Annotated in this window: 20 protein-coding genes; 11 read left to right on the forward strand and 9 right to left on the reverse strand. The window is 43.1% G+C overall.

The features are described 5' to 3' along the window. The 8 genes from QZZ55_RS11090 to QZZ55_RS11125 form a co-directional block, all read right to left on the reverse strand. Positions 1–365, reverse strand: a 365-nt coding sequence (locus QZZ55_RS11090; protein ID WP_293267393.1) for a class I SAM-dependent methyltransferase, incomplete at its 3' end; no start/stop codon positions are given. A 62-nt stretch (positions 366–427) separates the two neighbouring features. Then, positions 428–805 (reverse strand): DUF971 domain-containing protein, encoded by a 378-nt coding sequence (locus QZZ55_RS11095; protein ID WP_293267394.1) that lies wholly within the window; start codon positions 803–805, stop codon positions 428–430. Positions 806–868: 63 nt separating this feature from the next. After that, entirely contained in the window at positions 869–2,212 is a 1,344-nt protein-coding gene (gene hslU / locus QZZ55_RS11100; RefSeq protein WP_293267395.1) for an ATP-dependent protease ATPase subunit HslU, read from the reverse strand. Positions 2,213–2,232: 20 nt separating this feature from the next. Beyond that, positions 2,233–2,763 (reverse strand): ATP-dependent protease subunit HslV, encoded by a 531-nt coding sequence (gene hslV / locus QZZ55_RS11105; RefSeq protein ID WP_293267396.1) that lies wholly within the window; start codon positions 2,761–2,763, stop codon positions 2,233–2,235. An 85-nt stretch (positions 2,764–2,848) separates the two neighbouring features. Continuing rightward, positions 2,849–3,553, reverse strand: coding sequence for an SPOR domain-containing protein (locus tag QZZ55_RS11110; protein WP_293267397.1), 705 nt, complete (start codon positions 3,551–3,553; stop codon positions 2,849–2,851). Between the two features lie 13 nt (positions 3,554–3,566). Then, positions 3,567–5,327: an arginine--tRNA ligase gene (gene argS / locus QZZ55_RS11115; protein ID WP_293267398.1), complete on the reverse strand. Its 1,761-nt coding sequence runs from the start codon at positions 5,325–5,327 to the stop codon at positions 3,567–3,569. A gap of 141 nt (positions 5,328–5,468) precedes the next feature. Then, on the reverse strand, positions 5,469–7,439 hold the full coding sequence (locus QZZ55_RS11120; RefSeq protein ID WP_293267399.1) for a methyl-accepting chemotaxis protein: 1,971 nt from the start codon (positions 7,437–7,439) through the stop codon (positions 5,469–5,471). An 87-nt stretch (positions 7,440–7,526) separates the two neighbouring features. After that, positions 7,527–9,716 (reverse strand): primosomal protein N', encoded by a 2,190-nt coding sequence (locus QZZ55_RS11125; protein WP_293267400.1) that lies wholly within the window; start codon positions 9,714–9,716, stop codon positions 7,527–7,529. 207 nt (positions 9,717–9,923) lie between these two features. Here QZZ55_RS11125 and rpmE point away from each other — a divergent pair, with 207 nt between their 5' ends. The 3 genes from rpmE (at position 9,924) to QZZ55_RS11140 (ending at position 12,313) form a co-directional block, all read left to right on the forward strand. Beyond that, positions 9,924–10,148 carry a 50S ribosomal protein L31 gene (gene rpmE / locus QZZ55_RS11130; RefSeq protein WP_293267401.1) on the forward strand — a complete coding sequence of 75 codons (225 nt, stop codon included), beginning with the start codon at positions 9,924–9,926 and terminating at the stop codon, positions 10,146–10,148. Between the two features lie 29 nt (positions 10,149–10,177). Next, on the forward strand, positions 10,178–10,915 hold the full coding sequence (locus QZZ55_RS11135; RefSeq protein ID WP_293267402.1) for a thermonuclease family protein: 738 nt from the start codon (positions 10,178–10,180) through the stop codon (positions 10,913–10,915). Positions 10,916–11,047: 132 nt separating this feature from the next. Continuing rightward, complete coding sequence (locus QZZ55_RS11140; protein WP_028467891.1) at positions 11,048–12,313, forward strand: malic enzyme-like NAD(P)-binding protein; 1,266 nt, start codon at positions 11,048–11,050, stop codon at positions 12,311–12,313. A gap of 91 nt (positions 12,314–12,404) precedes the next feature. Here QZZ55_RS11140 and QZZ55_RS11145 read toward each other — a convergent pair whose 3' ends face one another. After that, positions 12,405–14,759, reverse strand: coding sequence for a penicillin-binding protein 1A (locus tag QZZ55_RS11145; protein WP_293267403.1), 2,355 nt, complete (start codon positions 14,757–14,759; stop codon positions 12,405–12,407). A 148-nt stretch (positions 14,760–14,907) separates the two neighbouring features. Here QZZ55_RS11145 and pilM point away from each other — a divergent pair, with 148 nt between their 5' ends. The 8 genes from pilM to QZZ55_RS11185 all read left to right on the forward strand — a co-directional run. Then, positions 14,908–15,969, forward strand: coding sequence for a type IV pilus assembly protein PilM (pilM, locus tag QZZ55_RS11150; protein ID WP_293267404.1), 1,062 nt, complete (start codon positions 14,908–14,910; stop codon positions 15,967–15,969). Positions 15,970–15,978: 9 nt separating this feature from the next. Then, positions 15,979–16,590: a PilN domain-containing protein gene (locus QZZ55_RS11155; RefSeq protein WP_293267405.1), complete on the forward strand. Its 612-nt coding sequence runs from the start codon at positions 15,979–15,981 to the stop codon at positions 16,588–16,590. After that, on the forward strand, positions 16,587–17,192 hold the full coding sequence (pilO, locus tag QZZ55_RS11160; protein WP_293267406.1) for a type 4a pilus biogenesis protein PilO: 606 nt from the start codon (positions 16,587–16,589) through the stop codon (positions 17,190–17,192). The genes QZZ55_RS11155 and pilO overlap by 4 nt, the downstream gene beginning before the upstream one ends. Further along, entirely contained in the window at positions 17,158–17,745 is a 588-nt protein-coding gene (locus QZZ55_RS11165) for a pilus assembly protein PilP (protein ID WP_293267407.1), read from the forward strand. The genes pilO and QZZ55_RS11165 overlap by 35 nt, the downstream gene beginning before the upstream one ends. 17 nt (positions 17,746–17,762) lie before the next feature. Further along, positions 17,763–19,853 (forward strand): type IV pilus secretin PilQ, encoded by a 2,091-nt coding sequence (gene pilQ, locus QZZ55_RS11170; protein ID WP_293267408.1) that lies wholly within the window; start codon positions 17,763–17,765, stop codon positions 19,851–19,853. A 16-nt stretch (positions 19,854–19,869) separates the two neighbouring features. After that, on the forward strand, positions 19,870–20,394 hold the full coding sequence (gene aroK, locus QZZ55_RS11175) for a shikimate kinase AroK (RefSeq protein WP_293267409.1): 525 nt from the start codon (positions 19,870–19,872) through the stop codon (positions 20,392–20,394). A gap of 18 nt (positions 20,395–20,412) precedes the next feature. Continuing rightward, on the forward strand, positions 20,413–21,483 hold the full coding sequence (aroB, locus tag QZZ55_RS11180; RefSeq protein ID WP_293267410.1) for a 3-dehydroquinate synthase: 1,071 nt from the start codon (positions 20,413–20,415) through the stop codon (positions 21,481–21,483). Positions 21,484–21,507: 24 nt separating this feature from the next. Then, a partial coding sequence (locus tag QZZ55_RS11185; protein WP_293267411.1) for an AAA family ATPase occupies positions 21,508–22,524 on the forward strand: 1,017 nt, incomplete at its 3' end.

The following is a 22,524-nucleotide window of genomic DNA, read 5'->3' on the forward strand; positions in this document are numbered from 1 at the left end:
TGGACAAATTCTACATTGCCTGCAACACCTCGATCCATTAATCGGTCGCGGCCGACTTTTAGCATTGAATCATTGATATCGGCTAGTACAACTTTACCTTCTGCTCCGACAATCCGTGAAAAACGCATGGTAAGGTCGCCAGTGCCTCCTGCAATGTCCAGAATGGTATGGCCGCGGCGAGCACCGCTTTGTTCAATTGTTAGTTTTTTCCACAGGCGGTGTACGCCTCCCGACATGAGGTCGTTCATTAAGTCGTATTTGCCGGCGACTGAATGGAAAACGTCAGCGACTTTTTTGACCTTCTCTTCTACAGGTACTTCACGAAAGCCAAAATCAGTGGTGGATTTGTTGTTCTGTTCGCTCATATTCTTTTTGCTCAGCCGATGCGTTTGACGCATTGTACCTACGCTCAAAACGTTTGTCCCGCTTAGAACTTACCAATCAATCCTTCATCACGAGATTCGCCTTCTTCTTTAAGGCTCTGCAAATACTTATCCCAGTACTGGTCATGCTGAATAGCAAGGTCATGCAGATAGTTCCAAGTGAATAAGCCACTATCATGACCGTCATCGAAGATTATTTTTAATGCATAGTTTCCAACCGCTTCAACCCCTTTAATGCCGACAAATTTTTTGCCCGTTTGAAGAGTCCCATTACCAATTCCATGACCGCGGACTTCTGCAGATGGGGAGTGCACACGCAAGAATTCAGCACTGAGCTCATAACTATCCTGGCCATAAATGAGTTCCAATGTTTTAGATTTTTTATGGAGCTTTATGTTTGTAGGCGTTGGTGTTGATGTCATGGAAATCTCTGGATAAGTAGATAGTGAACCTACTGTTGTAGGCCCACTTAATAGAAGTAAAGATTAGAGTATATAGTGACTCAGGTCCTCATCTTGGCTGAGTTCACTCAGTTGCTTATTCACATACTCAGCATCAATAATTATGACTTTTCCTGAATCATCAGAAGCATGAAATGATAGCTCTTCAAGTAAGCGTTCCATCATCGTATGTAGTCTACGTGCACCAATGTTTTCAGTCTTTTCGTTAACCTGAAACGCTAGTTCAGCAACACGAGCAATCCCATCATCTGTAAAACTGACATCAACACCTTCTGTTTTTAATAGTGCAATGTATTGAGCTGTTAGAGATGCTGTTGGTTCAGTCAATATTCGACGGAAATCATCAGGTGTTAATGCGCTCAGCTCAACACGAATAGGTAACCTACCTTGCAACTCTGGTATAAGATCAGAAGGCTTGGCTAAGTGGAAGGCACCTGATGCAATAAATAAGATGTGGTCAGTTTTGACCATTCCGTATTTAGTATTGACAGTACAACCTTCGATCAATGGTAGTAAATCACGCTGAACACCTTCACGCGACACATCGCCACCACCGGATCCTGAGCTTGCACGCTTACAAACTTTGTCAATTTCATCAAGAAAAACAATGCCGTTTTGCTCAACCATATCGACAGCGCTTTGTTTGATGTCTTCCTCTTTTACTAGCCGTGCTGCTTCTTCTTCAATAAGAAGTTTTAATGCTTCTTTAACCGGCATTCGTTTACTTTGTTTATTTGCATTGCCCATGTTCGAGAACATGCTTTGTAGTTGGTTAGTCATCTCTTCCATGCCTGGAGGAGCCATGATCTCTACATTAGCTTTTGACTGAGCAACGTCAATATCTATTTCTTTGTCGTCTAACTGACCTTCACGTAGCTTCTTACGAAAAATCTGTCGAGTTGCATTGTCAGTTTTATTTTCTGATGTGCTTTCATTGTTGTCGGTTGGTCTTGCTTGTGGAAGAAGGGCATCTAGAATGCGATCTTCGGCAGCATCTTCCGCGCGAAACCGAACTTTGTCGGTTTCTTGTTCGCGAATCATTTTGACAGCCATATCGATTAGATCACGCACAATTGTTTCTACATCGCGACCAACATAACCAACTTCTGTAAATTTGGTTGCTTCGACCTTAATGAAAGGAGCATTAGCCAGCTTAGCAAGACGCCGGGCAATTTCAGTTTTACCGACGCCGGTAGGACCAATCATTAGGATGTTTTTTGGAGTGACTTCAACTCGCAGCTCTTCAGGGAGCTGCATACGGCGCCAGCGGTTACGTAATGCAATGGCGACGGAGCGTTTGGCATCCTGTTGACCGATAATGTGACGATCAAGTTCGTGAACGATTTCACGGGGTGTCATGTTTGACATGTTAGGGCTCCTAAAGGCGCTTAGTCTTTTGCTGGCAGAGTTTCGATGGTTAGATTGTGGTTAGTAAACACACAAATGTCAGCAGCTATGTTGAGACTTTTCTCAACAACTTCTTTCGCACAGAAGTCGGTATTTGCAACCAATGCTTTCGCTGCTGCTAAAGCGTAGTTGCCTCCAGAACCAATGGCGATTACTCCATCTTCTGGTTCAATAACATCACCGGTGCCAGATAATAGGTAAGTTTTCTCTTCGTTGGCGACAAGCATTAATGCTTCAAGGCGACGTAAAACACGGTCGCTACGCCACTCTCGGGCGAGATGAATTACGGCGTTAACAATATTTCCGTGATGCTTATCGAGTTGTTGCTCAAACAAATCTCGTAATGTGATAGCGTCAGCTGTGCTACCTGCAAACCCAGTAATAACGTTGTGTTTAGGTAAAAGGCTTACTTTTTTAGCGGTACCTTTCATGACGGTGTTGCCAAGAGATACTTGTCCATCGCCACCGACGACGACTTGATCACCGCGGCGTACTGAAACAATTGTTGTCATGGGAGCTTGACCTTATTGGGTTCTAGTTACTCCAGATATGGGATTTCCCTTCAAGGATTTCAAGGGTAGGTCGAAAAATTGATGTTTAATCGATTCGAATGGTCATCGCATTAATATTGAGTCTCGCTAATTTGTCATGAGCTTTATTCATGACTGAGCGGTTATCAAAAGGCCCTAGGCGTACTCTGTACCATAGGCCGTTGGCACCATCGGAAGGATTTGTGTGCACGTTTTTTAGACCAGACAGCAGTAATTGCGCTCTCATCTTTTCAGCATCAGCGGCATTTCGAAAAGAGCCTGCTTGAAGGACATATGTCTTATCAAGTTTGGCATTACGAGGTGTTGATTTGTACTCTTTCACAGCCGATGGGTTTATTTCGTTCTTTGGCAATAGCTCATAAAACTCATATTTACTTTGTTTTGGTATTTCTTCTGCTTTAGATGACTTATCTACAATTTTTGGGCCCGCGGCTGATTTATTGTTGATAACGGGCTTAGCCGTAATGACTTTTTTCTCAGTAGGTTTTACTGCAGGCGTTGATTTTTTTACCGGGGTAGTGATTGGTTTTTTTGCAGTTGTTTGGGGTGCTTGTATTGTTTCTACGTTAAGCAATTGATTCAATAAAAAAATTAAACCCGCGAGCGCGACTAAGCTAAAAAGAGCGAGTTTCCATGGCTTGCGTTTAGGTGGAGGTGTTACCTTTGCGCGCGGCTTAGCTGCTGCAGGCCTGTTAGTGCTTGCAGGAGACTGTTTTCTGGTGCGCTGTGCAAAATCCTTACGCGAAGCCATGGGTGTCCTTTATTTACATCTGTTCAGGTGAACTAACACCTAAAAGGGTCAGGCCATTGTTTAAGATCTGACGGGTTGCTTCGCTAAGCGTGATGCGAGCATTTCGTAGTTCTGCATCATCAATCAGCATTTTGTTGGCGTTATAGTGCGAGTGGAAGTTATTCGCCAATTCTCGAAGGTAGTTGGCAAGTAAGTGTGGCTCGTAATTAACCGCTGCATGAGTAAGAACTTCTGGGTATTTAGATAGCCTAGTAATCAAGTCTTTTTCATGCTCTGTATCGAGCTTGCCTAAGTTTGCTAAGCCTGACTCTGGGTCCCAAACCCAATCATTTTCAGCCAGCTTGCGATGTACTGAGCAAACACGGGCATGAGCATACTGAATATAGTAAATAGGGTTATCTTTTGACTGAGTTTTGGCTAGCTCTAGGTCAAAATCCATATGTTGATCCGCTTTACGGGTAACATAAAAGAAACGGCAAGCATCCTTACCTACTTCATCACGTAGTTCTCGTAATGTTACGAATGAGCCGGAGCGTGTAGACATTTGTACACGTTCTTCACCGCGGTAAAGTATAGCGAACTGCACCAAGCGAACTAATAATCGCTCTGGGTCATAACCTAAAGCCTGACAAGCCGCTTTCATCCGAGCAATGTAACCATGATGGTCTGCTCCCCAGATATAAAGTACCTTATCAAAACCGCGTTCGAACTTGTTTTTAAGATAAGCAATGTCTGACGCAAAATAAGTCGTTAAGCCATTAGCGCGCCGAACAACACGGTCTTTGTCATCACCGAATGCAGTCGAGCGAAACCATAAGTTGCCTTCTTCTTCAAACAGGTGGCCATTTTCCTGAAGTGTATTCAGTGCGCTTTCTACATCGCCGTTGGCTGTTAAGCTAAGCTCTGAAAACCATTTCTGATACTCGACACCAAAATCTGACAAGTCATCGCGGATATCAGACAGAATTGAATTCAATGCCGCATTAAAGAAAACGGCATAGCCATCGGCTGTTAAGAGTTCTTGAGCCCTTTCAATGAGTGCATCAATGTGGGTTTCTTTATTGCCACCTTGAGGTTCGTCTGCAGGGATGTTGTACATTACTTCATCAAGAGGGCGTTTGTAGGTATCAGAATGCTCAACGATAACGGATGAGGCTATGTCATGAATATAGGCACCCTTATAACCGTTACTTGGAAAAGTAACCGTCTCGCCAAGTTTTTCTAGGTAACGTAACCACAAACTAGTGGCCAAGATGTTCATTTGTCGGCCAGCGTCATTGACGTAGTATTCCCGTTCAACAGGAACGCCTGCCGCTTCAAGCAAATCGGCAACTGATGCGCCGTATGCTGCCCCACGGCCGTGACCGACATGTAGTGGGCCTGTAGGATTGGCTGAAACGAACTCAACTTGTGTGCGTTCAGTGCTGCTAGCAAGGCCACGGCCAAATTCGGCTTTTTGAGCAATGATTTGGCCAACAACAGCCGTCGTAGTTTCTTGAGTAACAAAGAAATTTATAAAACCTGGACCTGCAATTTCAGTCTTATCCAGGTTTTCAGAAACGGGTAGTGCGTCAATGATTAGTTGAGCTAACTCACGAGGGTTACGTCGGGCTGGTTTGGCTAAGGCTAGTGCGATATTTGAAGCAAAATCACCGTGTGATTTATCGCGAGTGTTTTCAACCATGATGGAAGGTTGGACATCAGCGGCGAAAATGCCGTTGTCGCTCAGTGTTTTTAGTGCTGCACTGATCAGATCTGCAATATGCTGTTTCATTTGCCTGTAGATACCAGTTCGATTTGAATATTTTAGGAAGTAAAAGCTCGAGAGTTAAACGGCCCAGAACGAACCGGCTATTATCCCCTGTTGGCGCGGGGATGTTAACCCCTCACCAGCAGAAGATTGGATGTTTTATGTTCAGATAGTGAAGCGGCGGATCAACTCGCGCTGTATTTGAGCAATTTTTAAGAGGGTTGTGCTGCTTTCAGACGCCGTGTTAGCGCCTGCTGCTGTTTCAATAGCAGCAGTATTGATGCTGACTAATGTGCGGCTAACTTCTTGTACTGCACTATTTTGTTGAGATGCTGCCGTCGCTATTTGAGTATTCATGTCTCGAATTGTCTGTATGGCTGCTTGCATAGCATGCAGGGCTTCATTAGACGATTGAGCGTGCTGTACGCACTCTCCAGCTTGGTCGTGGCTGGTTCGCATGTCAGTAGCAACACTTCGTATGCGCATTTGCATACTGCTAACCATGGCTTGAATTTCTTCTGTAGAGTTTTGTGTGCGGCTAGCTAGCTGTCTCACTTCGTCAGCTACCACTGCAAATCCTCTGCCGTGATCGCCTGCACGTGCGGCTTCAATTGCAGCGTTAAGTGCTAAAAGGTTGGTTTGCTCAGCAATTGTATTAATGGTTTCTAATATTGAGTCAATTTTTTTACTATCTTGCTCTAATTCTGTAGAGGAGTTTAGCGCTTTTTCAATGACTGAAGCCTGAGAAGAAATGCTGGATCGCGTCAGTTCCATTTTCTGGTCTACATCAAGGCTGAGCTCTTCGCAGTATTGGACTGACGCAAGCGTTGAATCGGCGTGATGAGATACTTCAGAAACGGTGTTTTCCATCTCCGTTGACGCGGTTGATGTTAATTCAAGTTGTTGGCTTTGATCTGTCATTGCTGATGTGGCTTCTTTACTTATCTGTGCATTGTCTTCGGCCACTTGGGATAGCTGTTTTGAGTTGCTTATGACTTGTTGCAAAATTTCTTGGAGACCTGTTACGACTGTGTTTAAGCTTACGGCAAGTTCGCCAAATTCATCGCCACGGTGATCGTCAAATCGTATGGTTAAATCCCCTTCGCCAACGGCAGTGAGTTGTTGGCGCATATTGTTGAGCGGGCGCCGTATAGTGCTTAAAATAATCCAGCCAACGATTCCAGCAATTATTAGGCCTGCAGCACTTAACCCATAAATTAACATCTGGCTGGTTTTTATTGTGTGGGTTGCTTGGCTTTTTGCTCTTTCGGTTTGGTCCAGTGCAGTGCTCAGTACTTTTTGTAGCGATGTTTCTGTGAGTGCTAACTGCATTTCTGCATTTTTAAGTTTGCTGTCGAGCTCTTTAGTAATGTTGTCTTGTTCAATATATGCGCCAAGTAGACCAATGTTTACTTCTAAAGAGCTTTTTAAACCATCGAGAATTCCAGCGATGCGGTCAGCTTCATTATCATGACTTTTGAAAGTATCGAAATTTTCTGTGAGCTCTTTTCTTAATTTTAATAAAGATTTTTTAAGTTTTTTTATATTAAATGCTTTTTGATAAATGCGGACGGCCGTTTTTACTTTGTTAAGTGTTCTTAGTAGTTTTCGTATGCTTGCTAGTGCATCTTCTGAAGGATTTGTTGTGAGGTATCTCTGCCCCCAGTTTGACATGGAATCGACCTGAGCTTGAAACATTTGAGTTTCTTTAATAACCCGAAGTGCTAATAGGGTTCTCTCGGCATGTATTTTTTGGACTTCTTTGGCTGCTTTTGCATATTTGTTAGCAGCGGCTTCGGACTCACCTAGTGCACTGTAAAGAGAGCTATCTTCAGCTTGCTGGCTTTTAAGTTGAGATAGTCCTTGGGTAAAGCTAGTAAAGTGGCGATCAAATGCTTTTAAATGAACCTGAAATTTATCTTCACGGCTATTTAAAAATTTTAATAGTGATTGGTTGGCTTGGTTTAGCGCTAGGGTTTGCTGGTAGCTACCAGTAAGTTGCGGGACGGATTCGTCTGATATGAGGTGTAACTGTTTATTAATGTCGTTTATCCCAAAAAGGCCGCCAGTGCCAATGATTAATATAGTGACGGCAAGTACCCCAAACCCCATTAGTATCTTCTTGGATATATTCATCTGCTTACTGGTCTTCTTTATTGTTAGACTTTTTATGTAAGTGTAGACACTTATTGAGGTATATCCACTGTAAATATTAATAATAACTTAATGCATGTCGTAAGGGTCGACATCAATAGACCAGCGAATTTTAGTGGCCATAGGATGTGCTTCAATATTGACACATAAATGGTTTAAAGAGTGTTGTAGAAAAGGGCGTGAATGGCTTGAAATGAGTAGTTGTGATCGAAACACGCCGGCGCGCTTTTCCATAGGTGATGGGAATGGGCCTGACCATTGAATATTTGGAAATATTTGATTGTGTTGATCTCTAATGGACTGTAAAAAGCCTTCTGCTCTACCTGAGTAGGTTGCTTCTGCACGAATGATAGCAATGTGTTGGTAGGGAGGTAATTGATATTGATGGCGTTGTTTAAGTTCTTCCTGAGCAAAAACATCGTACCCCTGAGTAGCGAGTAATGTTAATAGTGGATGCTCAGCATGGTGCGTTTGCAGAATAACTTTTCCTGAATGCTCTGCGCGACCTGCTCTTCCAGCCACTTGTATTATCATTTGGGCTGTTCGCTCCATGCCTCGAAAATCAGTACTAAATAATCCTGCATCCGCATCTAGTATTGCTACGAGCGTTACTTTAGGAAAGTGGTGTCCTTTGGCGAGCATTTGCGTTCCAACCAGAATGCAGGGAGATCCTTCATTAACTCGCTCCATTATTTTTGCCATAGCTCCCTTGCGTGATGTGCTATCACGATCAACCCTAAGGATGGGTGTTTTAGGAAAGAGTTCCTTAAGTGTTTGCTCGGTACGTTCTGTTCCTGCTCCTACAGGCTTTAGCGCACGACTACCACAATGATCGCACTTTAACGGTATGGGGCGCTGGCTGTCACAGTGATGACAGTGCAAATGGGCTGGTTGTTGATGAAGTGTCATTCTGGCATCACAGCGCCTGCATTCAGCTAGCCAGCCGCAGTCATGGCATATAAGGCTGGGTGCAAAGCCTCGGCGGTTTATAAAAACCAGAACCTGAGTGCCTTGCTCAATATGGTGTTGAATTTGTTCAATTAGGATGGAGGATAGGCCGTTATTAAGGGGAAGCTTTTTTATATCTAACAATTGAAATTCAGGCGGGATTGCATTGCCTGCTCTAGCGCGAAGGGTAAGGTGTTGGTATCTGTTCTGCGCGCAATTATGTAATGACTCTAGAGAGGGTGTCGCACTGCCTAAAACGATGGGGATTTGTTCTGCATGGGCTCTGACTACGGCAAGATCGCGTGCTGAATAGCGAAAGCCTTCTTGTTGTTTGAAGGAACTGTCGTGTTCTTCATCAATGATAATAATGCCAGGGCGCTTTAGCGGAGTAAAAATAGCAGATCGCGTGCCGATAATTATGGATGCTTCTCCTTGGGATGCGTGCATCCAAGCATTGAAGCGTTGCTTGTCGGTTAGGTTTGAATGCAAAACAGCAATAGGGACATGGAAGCGGTTTTGAAATCGTTGCACGGTTTGTGGAGTGAGGCCTATTTCTGGTACCAGAATGAGTGCTTGTAGTCCTTTTTTAAGCGCTTCGTGTATTGCTTGCAAATAAACTTCTGTTTTGCCTGATCCTGTAATACCGTCTAGTAAAAACACACCGAAATTATGGTGTTTTGTTATTGTTTGATATGCATTTTCTTGTTCGGTGTTTAGTTGCAGTGGCGCTTCTTTGAGAAGCCGTGATATGTCAGGTAAGTGATACTCACATTTATATTTTGTTACTAACTGCTTTGCTTCAAGAGAGGTGAGTGTCGATGTTTGTCCGCCTTCAGCGAGAAGCGCTTCTTTGCTAATCCCCTGAGGGTGTTCTGCAATTAATTGGTAGAGCGCTTGTTGTTGGTGCGCTCTGATAGGAATATCTTTAATTGAGGTGTTTGGGGATACCTTCCAAAGATAAGAGTGTGTAGCAACGCCTTCGCCGCCTTTTCGCAGGTAAACAGGGAATGATTGTAAAAGAGCATCACCTGTAGGATGTTGGTAGTAATCCGCTGCCCACAGTGCTAAATCACGGATGTATTGTGGCTGCAATGGGGCGCTATCTAGAATCTCGATGACAGATTTTAGTTTTTTAAGTGGGACATTCGTTTCGGGAACGATTTCTAATAGTACGCCGGTTAACTCTCGTCTACCGAAGGGTACTTTTACACGTATGCCTGGTTGGAGTGTTTTTGTATTCACGTGTTCTGGCGGCAAGTAGTCGAATAGTCGCCTGAGAGGTGAAGGGATAGCCACGCGAAGAAAAGTCATATGATGTGTGCTTTGCTACATTTAGATTTGTTAAGTGTAAGGGCTTTTCTTGATGGTTTAAATGGACGATTTGCTTGCAGCTATTGATATCTATCCGTATAATTCGCCGCCTGTCATTATAGATCGGTTTTATGCCGATGTATTTTTATTTGTACGGTGCCTGACACAATGATCAGGTGGCGGTGCAAAACAACTCTGAGGTTTATTATGAAAGCGAACATCCATCCTAAGTATGAAGACGTTACTATTACGTGTTCTTGCGGTAACGAAATGAAAACAAGCTCTACTATGTGCCATGATATGCACGTGGATGTTTGCAGCCAATGTCACCCTTTCTATACTGGTAAGCAGAAAGAAGCGACTTCTGGTGGCCGTATCGATCGCTTTAACAAGCGCTTTGGTGCTATCGGTACTAAAAAGACTGCTGAGTGATAAAATTATTATTAAAAAAGGCACTCTTCTTGAGTGCCTTTTTTTTGTCTGCGGTTTCAGTTTCTCAAGCATCTGATAGTTGCACATCAGGCCTTAAAAAGCAGAGAGTGGAAGTGCGCTATGTTTATGATGGCGACACATTGCAGTTATCTGACAATCGTCGTGTGCGATTGGTGGGTATTAATACGCCTGAATTGGGTAAAGGGCCTGCGTGGTCAAGAAGTATTGCAAAGCAGGCTGCTTCCACTTTAAAGCAGTGGGTATCTCTTCATAAACAAGATGTTTATTTGCAGATTGAGAAAGAATCTCATGATAGCTATGGTCGTACACTTGGTTATATTGTTGATTCCACAGGTTTAGGGCCTGATGTTGCATTGTTAGAAAAAGGCTTGGCATATAGCGTTGCTATAGCACCCAACTTACAAAAGCTTAGGTGTCATAAAGCCGCAGAGAAAAGGGCCCGTTTGGCTGGTTTAGGCGTTTGGCTACATGGTCCTTTTTCAGCGTCTTCTTTTGATAAGAAGCAGCTAGGTTTTGCGTTAGTGCAAGGCACAGTAACGAGGCAGTATCGTTTTAAAACAGCTGAAGCATTGGTTTTGGATGAAAACGTAGTCGTTATGCTGCGACGTGCATTACCTCTTTCGCCGATATCTGGTCGTAAAGTTCAAGTGAGAGGGTGGGTGCAAGCGAAAAAGTTTAAGCGAGGTAGGTTTGAGGCTTCGTTTGTCATGTACTTAAGTCATACCTCTAATGTCGAAGAATTATAGTCTAGCTCACGTGGCATCAAGGTTCTTGGCACTAGAAGCTTAGTTCCTTAGTTGGAGGGGAGTTGTTCCTTTAATCTCTTTTCTATATGATTCTTGACTCGTCTTTTGTTATAAAAAATTGGAACAGCAATCATGTCTGAAGATCTGAAACAAGCGGCACTGGATTACCATGAATTCCCTCGTCCAGGCAAAATCAGTGTTGAGCTGACTACATCAGCAGCAACGGCCCGTGATCTTGCTTTGGCTTACAGCCCGGGTGTAGCGGAGCCTGTCCGTGAAATCGCGCGTGATCCTGAAAATGTCTTCCGTTATACAGCTAAAGGTAATTTAGTCGCAGTTATTACAAACGGTAGTGCAATTCTTGGTTTGGGTGATCTAGGTCCATTGGCTTCTAAACCAGTCATGGAAGGTAAATCACTGCTATTCAAGAAATTTGCTGGCATAGATTCAATCGATATTGAAGTAGATGCAGAAAGCCCACAGGCGTTTATTGACACTGTTGCGCGCATTGCTGAAACTTTTGGTGGTATTAATCTTGAAGATATCAAGGCGCCTGAGTGCTTTGAAATTGAGCGTGTGCTTATTGATCGCTGTAACATTCCAGTTTTCCATGATGATCAACACGGTACAGCTATCGTAACGGCTGCAGGTATGATCAACGCTTTGGAAATTGCTGGTAAGAAGCTAGACGAAGCTAAGATTGTTACTTTGGGTGCTGGTGCTGCCGCTTCTGCTTGCATGAAACTGCTGATTAATATGGGCGCTAAAGTAGAAAATATCTACATGCTTGACCGTAAGGGTGTGATTCACTCTGGTCGTGAAGACTTGACGCCTGAGAAAGCGATTTTTGCCACTGAAACTGATAAACGTACACTTGATGATGCCATTGATGGTGCTGACGTATTTGTAGGCTTGTCTGGCCCTAACTTGTTGTCTGCTGATCAGTTGAAGAAAATGGCTGCGACACCTGTTGTCTTTGCATGTGCTAACCCAGATCCTGAAATTCTACCTTCAGTTGCTCATGCGGCACGTAACGATGTAATTATGGCGACTGGTCGTTCTGATTTCCCAAATCAGGTTAATAACGTTCTTGGTTTTCCGTTCATTTTCCGTGGCGCACTAGATGTTCGTGCTTCTGCGATCAATGAAGAGATGAAAGAAGCAGCAGTGCGTGCTTTGGTTGACTTGGCTAAAGAGCCCGTTCCTCAGGATGTATTGGATGCATATGGTTTAGAGTCTCTGGAGTTTGGTCCTGAGTACATTATTCCAAAACCAACAGATACACGTTTGTTTGGTGCTTTATCAATGGCTGTAGCGCAAGCTGCGATCGATACTGGTGTAGCGCGTTTGCCTTTACCAGCTCATTATCCGCTAACGACATTGGCTGATATTGTATAAAGTATAGTTAATGTGCTTTTAGCAGTATAAAAAACCGGCATTGCCGGTTTTTTTTGGTTTAAAGTTTGAGACGGCTTTATGTGATGGATATTTAGAAAATATCTTCGGTAGACTGGCCGCTAGAAGATGAGTTCTCGACTACGCCTTGGTGTGGTGTTTGCTCTGCTTTGAAATACTCAAATAAAGTATTGCTTTGTTTAGAGCTGGCGCGTAATCCAGTGCTGGAGTGGATGCGCACTTGGACGATACCGTTGGGCTTGGGTAAAGGGGCTTCAGGCGTGTCCGCTAAGGCCTCTCTCATGAAATCTATCCAAATAGGAAGTGCTGCAGTCCCCCCAAACTCTGATCGGCCTAGTGGGGCTGGTTGGTCGTAGCCTACCCATGCTGTTGTTACTAGCTTGCTATTAAAGCCTGTAAACCATGCGTCTTTTTGCTCATTAGTTGTGCCTGTTTTACCTGCGAGGTCGGCTCTGTTTAGTGCTTTTGCTCGTGTGCCAGTGCCTCGTCGAATTACATCTTGCATAATGCTGTAGAGTAAAAAATTTGTTCGCTTGTCCATAATACGCGGTGCGATGTTTGTTTCTTCTGTGTTTTGTGAGCAGTCGCGACAAACAACGGGTGTATTCGTTGTGAATATAGTTTGCCCGTATTGATCGTTAATACGCTCTATGAAGTAAGGCTCTACTTTGTATCCCCCGTTGGCTAAAGCGGCATAGCCAGTGACTAGCTCTAGAGGTGTAACGTCAGCACTGCCTAGTGCTAACGATAGATTTGCTGGCAATTTTTTTGGGTCAAAGCCAAAACGAGAAAGGTACTCAATTCCTTTGTTGAAACCAAGCGAACGCAGAAGTCGGATAGAGACTAGGTTTCTAGATTTATACAAGCCGACTCTTAGGCGTGTTGGGCCAGAGAATTTTTTGCTGGAGTTCTGAGGGCGCCAATTTCCATCGAGTCCCTTGTTCTGTAATACGACAGGGGCATCGTTGATGATGGATGCAGGTGTGAAGCCGTTTTCCATCGCGGCGGCATAGATAAAAGGTTTAAAGTTTGATCCAGGTTGTCGGTGCGCTTGTGTGGCTCGGTTGAACTTGTTGTGAGTGAAGCTAAAACCTCCAACCAGTGATCGAATCGCTCCAGATTGTGGAGTCATAGAAACGAGTGCACTTTGGGCCTTGGGTATTTGGCTTAGCTCCCAAGACTCATCCGTTCTCAATATCCGAACTAAGTCTCCTGTTTGGACTGCGTCGGCGGCTTTTCGGGGTGCTGCACCAGAGTAATTAACTGTCTTGAATTTTTTAGCCCATTTTATCCCTTCCCAAGGGATGGTGATAACCTCTCCGCTCTTTCTTTGGGCTGTTGCACTTTTTTCATCCACGTCAATAATTATTGCAGGTTCAAGCTGGGAAAAAGATGTTTCATTTTTTAGTAAGCCTGCTATTTCTATAGGTGAAAGATTAGTAATGTCGAGCTGCTTTTCAGGCCCTCGATAACCGTGACGTTTAACATAGCTTACAAGTCCGTCCCTAACTGCGTTGTTGGCGGCTGATTGCATTGTGCTATCAAGTGTTGTGTAGACGCTGAAGCCATCTATATAAAGCTCATCGCCGTATTGCCCATACAGCTCGCTTCTGACCATTTCGGCAATGTAAGGCGCATAAAGCTCAATTTTAGTGGTGTGGTATTTGGCTGTAACAGGGGTGGCTTGAGCATTCTTTAACTCCTCTAGGGTAATAAAAGAAAGGCTGTGCATACGCCCTAATATCCAGTTGCGACGCTCTGTTGCGCGCTCTGGGTTGGTGATGGGGTTGAACGTAGAAGGGGCCTTAGGGAGCCCCGCAATCATGGCTAGTTGGGGAAGTGATAGTTCGTCAATATTTTTTCCGTAATAAACATTTGCCGCTGCTTGGATGCCGTATGAGCGGTGCCCTAGGTAGATTTTATTGACGTATAACTCAAAAATTTCTTGTTTGGACAATGACTGCTCAATTTTTAAAGCAAGGAATATTTCATTAAATTTTCGTTCAAAAGTGCGCTCTCTAGTTAAAAAGAAATTTTTGGCAACTTGCATGGTAATGGTGGAGCCACCACTTTTTATTTTCCCTGTGGATACTAACTGAAATGTGGCACGGGAAAGCCCGATTAGGTCTATGCCGTAATGTTCGAAAAAACGGCTGTCTTCAGCAGATTGAAGTGCATGGACAAATTTTTCCGGAATTTTGTCGTAAGTGATAGGTATTCTCTTTTTTTCTCCAAATTCTGCAATTAATTTCCCATCGGCTGATAAAACTTTTAATGGCGTCTGAAATTTAATATCACGCAGAGTTTCTACATCAGGCAATCGGGGAGCAAAGTGCTGATATAAGCCAAAAACAGCTGCAGCTCCCAGTAATAGGCCTATAAGGCCGAGGATGAGAGCGAAGCGAAATAAAGATTTGAGTACGCGCATACTTACCTTGAAAGAGTTTTTTATCAATAAAATACATTATATTGGCGCTAATATACTCTCTCCAACTGAATTAGAGTTTAATTTTTCTTAATTTATAGCTAAAGTCATAAGGCAGAAGGTAAATTTATATATTCAAAGGAAAAAATAAGTGGTCAGCTTTTTCGGGAAGAAAACGGCCAGCTGGGTCGGTGTTGATATTGGTTCGTCGTCGGTTAAGTTGGTTGTCATGTCCAGGCACGGGAGTTTGATCGGGCTGGACGCCTATGCCATCGTGTCATTACCTCCTACGGCGGTTGTTGATGGAAACATTCAGGAAGTTCAGCCTGTTACAGAGGCAGTAGAGCGAGCAATTAAAATATGTGGTATTAAACAAGGGAGCGCTATAACTGCTGTTCCTTCGTCTGCAGTTATCATCAAACGGATGGAGCTGAGTAAATCCTTTTCTGAAATTGAATTGGAAGATCAAGTGAAAGTCGAAGCTGATCAGTTTATTCCATACCCTTTGGATGAGGTTGCTCTTGATTTTGAGATTTTGGGTGAATCTAGAACTCATCCGGAGTTGAATGATTTGTTACTGGTTGCTTGTCGACGAGATGATGTTGATCAGCGTGAAGATGCTATTAATGCAGCCGGGTTGAAGTGTGAAATAGTGGATGTAGATACCTATGCGGTTGAACGCGTCTTCCCTATGCTCCTTGACGAAGATCTGAAAAGTGATGAAATGGTTGCAATAGTCGATGTTGGCGCGACGACACTGACACTGAATGTTATTCGAGACCATAAGATAATCTATAATCGTGAGCAGTCTTTTGGTGGTAATGAGTTGACTACCAATATTCATCATCAGTACGGCATGGCTATTGATGAGGTTGAACAGGCGTTAAGACTAGGTGAAATAAGTGAAGAAGTTCAGGAGTCTGTTATTCAGCCATTTCGTTTAACTGTTTCTCAACAGGTTTCGCGGGCACTTCAGTTCTTTTATTCATCGGGTGTGCAACACCAACTATCAAAAATATACTTATGCGGTGGCGTTGCTTCTATTGATGGCTTAGTTGATATTTTAAGTGATGAGCTTGATTTGCCGGTAAATATTGCCAACCCATTTGCACAAATGGATGTTAGCGCTAAAGTTAATAAAGAGCGACTGGTTAAAGATACCCCGGCATTAGTGAAAGCCTGTGGGTTAGCGCTTCGTTCGTTTGATCAATAGGGAAAAGTAATGGCAAAAATAAATTTACGACCATGGCGAGAGGAACGCGCAGCGGCAAGGCAGAAAGATTTTGGTACTAATATAGTTGCAACAATTATTGGTGCCTTCGCTCTTGTTTTTATTATGGGATATTATTATGACTTGCAGATGGACCGCCAAAGTGCCCGTAATAGCTTTCTGAAAAACAACATATCAATGCTTGATGAAAGAATTAAAGAAATTGAAGAGTTAAAAAGGCAGCGTGAAAGGTTATTAGAGCGATTAAATGCAATTCAGGAGTTGCAAGGGAATCGTCCGATTATTGTTAGAAATTTTGATGAGTTGGTTCGAGTGCTTCCTGATGGTCTGCATTATGATTTCCTTGAAAGAAAGGAGTTTGGCATAGAGGGGCTTCTTGAAAGTGATGCAATCAGGATCAAAGGACTGGCTTTGCAGAATAAAGATGTATCCGAACTTATGAGACGCTTGGATTCCTCTATTTGGTTTGGTGAGGCAAGTCTTTCAAAAGTGGGTGCATTAGGTGCAGGAGGAAGCGGCAAGAGATCTTTGGCGCTATCTGATATAAGGGAGTTCGATCTAGGGGTTATATTGACGAAGCCGAAAGCAGAGGATGCAAAATGAGTGGTCAATCATTAAAAAATGCGTTTCAGGGCTTTGATCCGAACAATATGGACATTAACTCAGCAGGGAATTGGCCTGTTGGTGTTAAAGTTGTTATATATTTTCTTATTTTGATCATTGTTGTTTATGCTGGCATTCACTTCTATGTCAGTGAAAAGCATGTTCAGTTAGAACGAGAAATTCAAAAAGAGAGTCGGCTGAAGCAAGAATTTGAAAAAAAGTCGTTCCAAGTGGCGAACTTGACAGCGTTACGAAAGCAAATGGAAGATGTTGAGGTTAAGTTTTCAGAGCTTTTGGGGCAGCTTCCTACAGATAAAGAAGTGCCTGGCTTGCTAGAAGATATTAGTGATATAGGTAGAGCTGCAGGACTGGAGATCGATGAGATTGCTTTAGAGGGTGAGCTGCAAGAAAAGTTTTATATTGAGCTGCCAATAAATATAGAAGTAAAAGGAACGTACCATCAGATGGGGCAGTTTGTGAGTGGGGTTGCTGCAATTGAGCGTATTGTGACGCTGCATGATTACACTTTGAAACCAACAGATGATGGCATGCTGGAGATGGCAATCAGTGCGAAAACATACCGATATGATGATACTGAATAACTACTCGTACAAAGGGCTTCGTGCTCTTGTCGCTGGGATTATAGTTAGCTTGGCAACAGGGTGTATCTGGGTAGAAGATACAAGTGACTTGTCTAAATTTGTCACAGATGTTCAAGCTAAACCGAAAGGTACAATACAGCCTCTACCTACCTTTGAGGCATATCACAGCTTTGTTTACCAAGGAGCAAGTCTTAGAGATCCATTTGTGCCGTTAGTGCGTGTGGTATCCTCTTTGGTTGATTTTGAGCTTGAGGATGGTGATGGTCTTCAACCAGACGAAGAACGCCCTCGGAGCTATCTAGAGCAATTTGCGGTTGATCAACTCTCGATGGTTGGAACAATTGGCAAGGCAGAGAATGATTTTTTTTGGGCGCTCGTGCTTGATGATAACAGTGAAATACATCGTGTAAGAATTGGAGACTACTTAGGTTTGGACTTTGGTCGAGTTGTTGCTGTATCAGATCAGCAGCTTGACGTTGTAGAAATAATTTCGAATGGACGCGGTGGATGGATGCAACGTCCGAGAACCATTGAGCTAGCTGAGCAGAAATGAGCGAAGGAAAGAGACACATGAATAACAACAATGCTTACCTCCAACCCTGTAGTGCGGGGATATTCAAAAGTATCTTTGCTATGGTGCTTTTGATTGCGTTCTCGCAAGGTGTTTTTGCTCAAGAGGTCGGGCTACAAAAATCTTCTTTTGTTGCGTTGCCCGGAAATAAAATTGAAGTAAAACTTGATTTTGATTCAACACCTCCTGTCCCTAAGGCCTATACAATTGACAGCCCTCCTCGGCTGGTGTTGGACTTTTGGGGTGTGAAAAATGATCTAGGCGTAAAGTCTGTTGATGTAAAAGCAGGTGTGGTTGAATCACTCAATTTTGCACAAGGTAATGGTCGTTTAAGAGTGGTGACAAACCTGCATGGTATGACTGATTACCGTACTTTCACTGAAGGACAAAGTTTATTCGTCGTATTTGGAGAAAAACCAAGTCCTTCGGCTCTCCAGGCTGTTGCAAAACCAAAGAAAATGTCAGCAACAAGATCTGTTTTGGATGCGTATGATGATAAAACACGTGTGCAGGGTATTGATTTTGAAAGGGTTGCTGGTGGTATTGGGCGTATTACCATAACGTTATCTGATGATCAGGCCGGCCTTAATATTGAAGAAGAAGGTAATAATGTTGCTGTAAATTTCTCAGGAGCTAGTTTATCTCCTGCATTACAGCAGCGTGTAAACGTTCAAGACTTTGCAACGCCCGTTATGTTTGTTGATGCGATGGCTAGCGGAAAAAATACAACAGTGCTCATAAAGCCGGGTGCAGAACCTTATGACTATATGGCGTATCAAACAGGTAATAAACTTTTTTTAGATTTTAAACCACTGACCCGCGCTGAAAAGAATGAGATCAAAGCGAATGAATTCCCATATAGTGGTGAAAAAATTGATCTGAATTTTCAAAATGTAAGTGTCCGTTCAGTCTTACAAATTTTGGCAGAAGTAGCGCAGCTTAACTTAGTGGTTGATGATGCGGTGGAAGGCGAAATCACATTGAGATTGAAGCATGTTCCTTGGGATCAAGCGTTGGATATTGTCATGAAAACGCGTGGTTTAGATAAGCGTCAGGTGGGTAATGTACTGTTAGTTGCGCCTGCTGAGGATATTGCAGAACGCGAACGAGTAGAATTAGAAAGTCAAAAGCAAGTTGAAGAATTATCGCCGCTAAAAACTGATTTTATCCAAGTTGATTATCGTAAAGCATCTGAAATGAGAAGCCGCATTTATGCCGCTAAGTTGGTTTCAGAGCGTGGCTTTATTGTGGCCGATGACCAAACTAATGTTTTAATGGTGCGGGAAACAGCCACAACGCTTGAAGAAATTAGACACACGTTACGTAAGTTTGATACAGAGGTTTCTCAAATTATGGTTGAGGCGCGTTTAGTTACAGCTTCAACCGAGTTTACGAAAGATTTAGGTGTGAAATGGGGCTTTGGTTTGCTTCAGGGAGATTTTATTGCTGGTGGAGGCGGCGGTACGGCACCGTATTTTCGAGAAGATTTTCCTGCTGGTGGTGGTGATACGCAGTTGGGTGTTGATTTGGGTGTGACGCCACAGTCCTCTATTCGTTTGGGGTATGCTACTAGCAACTTTCTGATATCTACAGAGCTTTCTGCACTGCAAAGTGAAGGTAAGGCAGAGATTATTTCTCAACCTAAAATCATTACTACTAATGGTAAAGCAGCACGCATTCAATCAGGTCAAGAGATTCCTTATCAGACTGTAGAGGATGGCGAAGTTAAAATTGAGTTCAAGGATGTGGTGTTAAGTCTTGATGTTACTCCGCAGCTTAATCCTGGAAACAGGATAACTCTAGATTTAAAAATTAACCAAGACTCTATTGGTGAGGTATTACCGAATGGGGAAGTGAGCATTGTTAATAATGAACTTGAGACTTCTGTTGTTGTAAAAGACGGTGATACGATTGTGTTAGGTGGTGTATATAAAAATGAAGTAGTGAACGCTGTTGCCAAAACACCTTTCTTAGGGGATTTGCCAGGCGTCGGTGCACTTTTTCGTAAGACAGAAAAGCAAGACAAAAAAGTTGAACTGCTAATTTTCATAACGCCAAAATTAATTAAAGAGTCATTATCGGTAAAGTAGTTGGAGTTGCTCCAGGTTGAATATTTTTCTTATCGGTCCTATGGGTGCTGGAAAAAGCACCATAGGGCGTATGCTTTCTCAAGAGCTCAATCTTCTTTTTGTGGATGTAGATCGTGAGATCGAAGAGCGTGCTGGAGCCAATATACCTTGGATATTTGATGTAGAGGGCGAGGCTGGGTTTCGTGATCGCGAGGAAGCGGTGATGGATGAGCTAACGCTGTTGGATGCTCAAGTGTTAGCCACGGGCGGTGGTGCTGTTCTGAGGGCTGCTAATCGTGGCAACTTGCAAGGTCGAGGATTTGTGGTTTATCTGGAAACTTCAATAGACCAGCAGATGGAAAGAACGGCTAAGGATAAGAACCGGCCGTTATTAAATGCTAAAAACCCTCAGGCTATCCTTGAAAAACTAATGTTTGAGCGTGGCCCTTTGTATGAAAAAACATGCGATTTAGTTATTACAACAGATCGAAGGCATCCGCGCGGTGTTGTGGCAGACATAGTTAAACAACTCGTTAGCCAGGGTGTTCTTTCTGGAAAATAAAAGAAATTGGAGATTGTGTTGCAAACCTTAACGGTTAATTTAGGTGATCGTTCGTACCCCATTTTTATTGGTCAAGATATTCTCTCTGAGGCATTAATAGCTCCTTTTATTAAAGGTACTCAAGTTATGGTAGTCACTAACGATACAGTGTCGCCTTTATACTTGGATACTTTATTAGGATGCCTGCCTACTGGGAATGCTGTTGATGTTACCGTGCTGCCAGACGGGGAATCCTTTAAAGATTTAACACACCTTAACTTGATTTTTGACAGGTTACTTGAATGCCGACATAACCGAACTACAACATTAATTGCGCTTGGTGGCGGGGTTGTTGGGGATATGACGGGATTTGCTGCAGCCAGTTATCAGCGGGGGGTTAATTTTATTCAAATCCCAACAACTGTTTTATCTCAGGTAGATTCATCTGTTGGTGGAAAAACAGGTGTTAATCATTCTATGGGTAAAAATATGATTGGGGCATTTTATCAACCCCAATTAGTTGTCGCTGATATTTCGGTTTTCTCTACTCTCCCTGACAGGGAACTTTCTGCTGGCTTAGCAGAAGTGATTAAGTACGGCCTCATTTATGATTATTCTTTTTTCTGCTGGCTTGAAGATAATATTGAACGATTAATTGCACGAGATGCTGATGCGTTAGCGTATGCGATTTTCAGGTCTTGTGAAATAAAGGCTGAAGTTGTTGCTCAGGATGAAAAAGAAAGTGGTATACGTGCATGGCTTAACTTAGGCCATACTTTTGGCCATGCGATAGAAACTCACCAAGGGTATGGGAATTGGCTGCATGGAGAGGCAGTCTCGGCTGGGACTATGATGGCTTTACTGCTTTCGTGTGAAATGAAATGGATATCTGATGAGGATGTGAGTAGAGCGCGAATGTTGTTTGAAAAAGCTAATTTGCCAATATTACCTCCTGAAAATATGTCGGAGAAAGACTTCATTGAACTAATGTCTGTCGATAAAAAGGTGCTTAATGGAGAGTTACGTTTAGTACTTTTAAAATCCCTAGGAAAAGCTGTTGTTACCGCGGACTATTCTAAAGAAAAGCTGATGAGTGTGTTGGGCGCCTAAATAGGGCAATAAGTAGGTGTATCCATGAGTCAAAACTTTTACTTCGAGCCCCCTAGTCGAATGCAGCTAGTTGATAAAATGGCTCATTTACTGCGTTATTCTGAATTTCTCATTGTTATTGCTGGCCCTAAGGGGAGTGGTAAAAGCTCCGTCGCGCAGCGCTTATCGTTAGTTACACAAGCAAGTGATATTAACCAAATTATTGTTAAACTTGAGAGTGAAACAGGCGCTATATCGCTCGCACTTCAGTGTGCGAAATTAGTGTCTGATGATTATGCTGAAGGGACAGACCCCTTAACTATATTGCATGAAAAAAGCAGATCTCTTCATGATGTTGGACAGCATCTTCTAATCCTCATCGATAATGCCGAGTGGTTAAATGATGAGGCGATAGAATTATTGGCCGGATTGCTGGTCTCGGGTGTAGGTTGTCCTAAGGTGGTATTATCAGGCGAAGAAACGGTAGTGAATCGTTTGAATTCCTTAGGCCTTTATGAACTACTTGAAGGTCGTTTACATTTAGAAAATCTAGAACCCTTCACTGAAGATGAGATCCAAGAGTTCTTGGGGCTACGATTTCCTTCTCAACAAGCGTTGAATAAGCGTGAGCTGAAAAATGTTTATGAAAGCTCCTTGGGGTATCCTGGTAGAGCTACTTCAGCAGCCTCCGAACTATATCGTTCAGGTAAAGTAACCAGCAAAAGCAAAATGCTCCTTCCGCTGCCGATGCCACATTTAGTGGGTATAGGTATAGTTTTATTAGGTGTTCTGGTCATTTCTTTATGGCAAGTGCTACAGAAAGAAAACATAACAGAAGCACCGCAAGTTGTGGATGCTAGAGTGTCGGTACCGCTTAAGATATCGGTAGATGATACTGTGGCAGGGGACCCTCAAACTAATGCTGTTAATGAAATGCAAAGTGAACTGTCTAAACTATTAGCAGAACAAGAAAGGTTGTTAAAACAAGAGTCTGTTTTACGTGATAGAGCTTCCGCTGTAGAAAGCAGCACGCTAAATACTCAAGTGGCATCATTACCTACA

Source organism: Neptunomonas sp. (assembly GCF_016744175.1).
In the GTDB taxonomy this organism is placed as follows: Bacteria; Pseudomonadota; Gammaproteobacteria; order Pseudomonadales; family Balneatricaceae; genus Neptunomonas.

Bases quoted from the DNA above. Each gene is read 5' to 3' on its own strand.
- pilQ (WP_293267408.1), top strand. From the start codon at position 17,763: ATGAATAACAACAATGCTTACCTCCAACCCTGTAGTGCGGGGATATTC.
- rpmE (WP_293267401.1), top strand. From the start codon at position 9,924: ATGAAAGCGAACATCCATCCTAAGTATGAAGACGTTACTATTACGTGT.
- argS (WP_293267398.1), bottom strand. From the start codon at position 5,327: ATGAAACAGCATATTGCAGATCTGATCAGTGCAGCACTAAAAACACTG.
- pilO (WP_293267406.1), top strand. From the start codon at position 16,587: ATGAGTGGTCAATCATTAAAAAATGCGTTTCAGGGCTTTGATCCGAAC.
- QZZ55_RS11110 (WP_293267397.1), bottom strand. From the start codon at position 3,553: ATGGCTTCGCGTAAGGATTTTGCACAGCGCACCAGAAAACAGTCTCCT.
- QZZ55_RS11140 (WP_028467891.1), top strand. From the start codon at position 11,048: ATGTCTGAAGATCTGAAACAAGCGGCACTGGATTACCATGAATTCCCT.
- hslU (WP_293267395.1), bottom strand. From the start codon at position 2,212: ATGTCAAACATGACACCCCGTGAAATCGTTCACGAACTTGATCGTCAC.
- QZZ55_RS11120 (WP_293267399.1), bottom strand. From the start codon at position 7,439: ATGAATATATCCAAGAAGATACTAATGGGGTTTGGGGTACTTGCCGTC.
- QZZ55_RS11125 (WP_293267400.1), bottom strand. From the start codon at position 9,716: ATGACTTTTCTTCGCGTGGCTATCCCTTCACCTCTCAGGCGACTATTC.
- hslV (WP_293267396.1), bottom strand. From the start codon at position 2,763: ATGACAACAATTGTTTCAGTACGCCGCGGTGATCAAGTCGTCGTCGGT.
- QZZ55_RS11155 (WP_293267405.1), top strand. From the start codon at position 15,979: ATGGCAAAAATAAATTTACGACCATGGCGAGAGGAACGCGCAGCGGCA.
- QZZ55_RS11095 (WP_293267394.1), bottom strand. From the start codon at position 805: ATGACATCAACACCAACGCCTACAAACATAAAGCTCCATAAAAAATCT.
- QZZ55_RS11145 (WP_293267403.1), bottom strand. From the start codon at position 14,759: ATGCGCGTACTCAAATCTTTATTTCGCTTCGCTCTCATCCTCGGCCTT.